Annotated in this window: 4 protein-coding genes; all 4 read right to left on the bottom strand. The window is 56.1% G+C overall.

Translation table 11 applies throughout. The features are described 5' to 3' along the window. A partial coding sequence (locus lacNas_RS10460; RefSeq protein ID WP_201346838.1) for a UDP-N-acetylmuramoyl-L-alanyl-D-glutamate--2,6-diaminopimelate ligase occupies positions 1-1,311 on the bottom strand: 1,311 nt, incomplete at its 3' end. 36 nt (positions 1,312-1,347) lie between these two features. Then, entirely contained in the window at positions 1,348-2,550 is a 1,203-nt protein-coding gene (locus lacNas_RS10455; RefSeq protein ID WP_201330740.1) for a sensor histidine kinase, read from the bottom strand. Next, positions 2,540-3,226, bottom strand: a complete 687-nt coding sequence (gene croR, locus lacNas_RS10450; RefSeq protein WP_201330739.1) for a response regulator transcription factor CroR — start codon at positions 3,224-3,226, stop codon at positions 2,540-2,542. The genes lacNas_RS10455 and croR overlap by 11 nt, the downstream gene beginning before the upstream one ends. A 132-nt stretch (positions 3,227-3,358) precedes the next feature. After that, positions 3,359-3,703: ATP-binding cassette domain-containing protein (locus lacNas_RS10445; protein ID WP_201346837.1), on the bottom strand; the 345-nt coding region annotated here is incomplete at its 5' end.

The following is a 3,703-nucleotide window of genomic DNA, read 5'->3' as shown; positions in this document are numbered from 1 at the left end:
TTCAAAGCCAGGGTCGTCAGTGGTGAGGTAGGCCTTGTCCGCTTCGGCCGTCAGGCTTTCGCTGAAGCCCGGCCGGCGGGAAATCCCCTTGTCGCCAGGCGCGCCGACGACGACGATGACCCGCGGGTTGGTGAACTCGCGGCGCATGAAGCGCATCAAAGCCAGCATGGAAGCCTTGTTGTGGGCATAGTCCACCACGATCAGGCCGTGTTTTTGCGTCGTCACGGTTTCCATCCGGCCCGGAATCGTCACGTGCCGGATCCCCTTGGCGCAGGACTCGTAGTCCATCCCTGCCAGGCCAGCCCCGATGATGGCGCCGGTGGCATTGGTTTCGTTGAAGTCGCCGATCATCTGCAGGGTGTATTCCCCGGAAATCGGCAGCTTGCGGGCCTTGCTGGAGGCCGTGGTCAGCGTGAACTTGGTTTCTGCCAGGTCAGTTTCCACTGACTTGTAGCGGAAGTCGATCGGCTTCTTGAGATCCGGGTTTTCAAAGCCGTCCCGGGCAAAAAGGTAGATGCTGTCCGGGTTGGTCGTGGTCGTAGCGGCCGCGTAGACGTCGGCGAAGCGGTCGGTTTCCGCGTTGATGATGCACTTGCGGGAGTTGACCAGCAGCTGCAGCTTGCAGTGCAGGTAGTCCTCAAAGTTCGGGTGCTCGTTGACCCCAATGTGGTCCGGGCTGATGTTCAAGAAGAAGCCCAGGTCATAGGTCAGGCCGAAGACCCGGTTCTTCTTGTAGGCTTGGGAAGAAACTTCCATGACCATGTGGGTCATGCCGTTGTCGACCGCCCGGCGCATGTCTCTGAACAAGTCCAGGGATTCCGGCGTGGTCAGGCTGGACTTGAAGGTGTCCTCCGGAGCCGTGCCGACGATGTTGTTGACGGATGACAGCAATGCCGTCCGGCCGCCGTTCAGTTGATCCAGCATCCCCTTTAAGAAGTAGGCGGAAGTGGTCTTGCCCTTGGTCCCGGTAAAGCCGACCAAGAAGAGGTCGTCTTGCGGGAAGCGGTAGAAAGCTGCGGACAAAAGAGCCATTGCCTTGGCAACGTTGCGGACGATCAAGGCGTGCATCCCGGTGCCTTCCGGATACGGCTGCTCAGCAACGTAAGCAATTGCCCCATTTTCCTTGGCCATGGTCAGGTAAGTTGGCCGGAAGCCCGCACCCTTGCAGAAGAAGAGGCTGTTGTTTTGAACGTCGCGCGAATCATAAGACACAGCCTCCATCCGGCTCTGCACCGTGTCTTGCACGGCGCTGGACTTGAGCAGGTGGTGTTCTTTTAAGATTAAAATACAGGTGTTTAATGAGATGCTCATTTTTACTCCTCACTGTCAATTAGAATTCAGTTGACATTATACCACAGGTCTAACAGCGAAGTTGCTGGCCTGGGGGTCTCGCGGCAAGAGAATGATGAAGCTGGTCCACTGTTTGTTGGACTCGCAGCGGATCGTTCCCCCGTGCAGCTCGACTACTCCCTGGACGATGGACAGGCCCAGGCCCGTGCCCCCGGTCTTGGTGTTGCGGGAGCTTTCCACCCGGTAGAAGCGGTCAAAAATCTTCTTCAGCTTGTCCTTGGGGATCGGCTCGCCGTTGTTTTCGACCCGCAGCTCGACTTGCTCGTGGTTGATCAAGTTGGCGACCAGGTTGATCCGGTTGGCCCCGGCCGCGTACTTCAAGGCATTGGAAATCAGGTTGTTGTAAACCCGGACCAGCTTTTCGACGTCGGCATTGACGATCAGGTCGTCGGGCCGGGCCTTGACGCTGAAGGCAATGCCCTTCTTTTCAGCTTCCAATTCGAAGCCGGCGGCAACCTGCTCCATCATGCCCTTGATATTGATCGGCGTCACGTTCAGCTTGGTCTTGGTCGACTTCAAGGTCGTGTACTCAAAGAGATCGTTGGCCAGGGACTTCATCTGCTCGGCCTTGTCGTAGGCGATGTTGATGTATTTGAGCATGTCCTCCTGGCTGGTCACGGTCCCGTTCTTGAGCAGGCCCAGGTAGCCGATGATGCTGGTCAAAGGCGTCCGGATGTCGTGGGAGACGTTGGTGATCAGCTCGTCTTTGGACTGCTCGATTGCCTTTTCTTCATTGATGGCGCCCACGGTCGAGTCGACCAGGGAATTGATGGAATCGATCACCTTCTGCATGTCGGTGTTGACGCTGAAGGAGATCCGGTGGTCAAAGTGGCCGTTGGCAATATAGTGCAGCTCGGAAATGATGTGCCGCAGCTGCATCTGGTGGTAGCGGCGGATCAAGCGCCAGTACAAGACGATGATGTCGGCAATGCCCATGAAGATGACGCCAAGGCGCTCCCATGACCAGATGTGGTAGCCCGGCCCGATCGTCATGGTCTGCTTTAAAAAGTAGATCCCGTTGACCAGGCTCTTGTCCTGCAGGATGGCCAGGTGATAAAGAATGATCATGGACATGTTCAAGAGCAGCATGATGATCACCGTCACCACGCCCTCAGCAAACAGTTCGCTCTTCTCTGCCGCGGTCAGCTTGACCCGGGGGCGCTTGCCCTGAACGGCGTTTTTTTCTTGCTTAGGCTTCAACCTTGTAACCTACACCCCAAACCGTCTTAATGACTTCCTCGCCGTCGGTAGCCTTCTGGATCTTGTCCCGGAGGTGGGACACGTGAACCATGACCGTCTTGGCGCTGACGATGGACTCTTGCTGCCAGACCCGTTCGAAGATCTCATCGGCTGAAAAGACCCGGTTCGGGTGGCTGGCCAAAAGATAGAGAATCCCGAATTCCAGGGCGGTCAGCTGAATTTCCTTGCCTTCAACGGTCTTGACCTCATGCGAGTCCTTGTTGATGATCAAAGGCCCGACTTCCAGGACGTCCGGCTCTTCTTCCTTGACCTGCTTCTGGCTCCGGCGCAAAAGCGACCGCACCCGGGCCATCACTTCCAGCGGGTTGAAAGGCTTGGAAACGTAGTCGTCGGCCCCCGTGATCAGGCCCTGGATCTTGTCCATGTCGCCGGTCTTGGCGCTGACGATGATGATCGGAATGTCGGAATCCTTGCGGACTTCCTTGACCACATCGATCCCCGACATGTTCGGCATCATCACGTCAAGGATCATCAATGCAATGTCCGGCGTGGTTGAGAGCTTGGTCAGGGCTTCCTTGCCGTTGTAGGCAGCAATCGGTTCATAGCCTTCGTTCTTCAAATAAATGCTTAAGAGTTCCACGATTTCGTGGTCATCATCGACAACGAGAATTTTCATCTGCAAAAACCTCTTCTATTATTTCAAACTTCTCTATCCTATATTGTAACCTTTATTTTAACCAATATACCAAAAAGAGCGTACTTTAAAGTACGCTCTGACTTTGATTTTAGCAAAAAATAAAGATTCGGCTTACTGGATCTCCTTTTTGCCAGTGTAAAGCTCGTAGTAGTAGCCCTGCTTGGCCAGCAGCTGCTCGTGGCTGCCGGCTTCCAGAACCCGGCCGTGGTCCAGAACCAGGATCATGTCGGAGTTGACGATGGTTGACAGCCGGTGGGCGATCACGAAACTGGTCCGGCCGGCCAGCAGGTTGTCCATCCCGTCTTGCACCAGGCGCTCGGTCCGGGTGTCGATGGAACTGGTGGCTTCGTCCAGGATCATGACCGGCTTGTCGGCGATCATGGCCCGGGCGATGGAGAGCAGCTGCAGCTGCCCTTGGGAAAGGTCGCTGCCCCCGCCGTCGATCACGGTCTCGTA

The organism is Lactobacillus nasalidis (assembly GCF_016587775.1).
Taxonomy (GTDB): domain Bacteria; phylum Bacillota; class Bacilli; order Lactobacillales; family Lactobacillaceae; genus Lactobacillus; species Lactobacillus nasalidis.
Note: the sequence above shows the minus strand (reverse complement) of the source record. Positions and strands in the feature narration are given on the sequence as shown.

Coding starts and splice junctions, on each gene's coding strand:
- croR (WP_201330739.1), bottom strand. CDS start 3,226: ATGAAAATTCTCGTTGTCGATGATGACCACGAAATCGTGGAACTCTTA.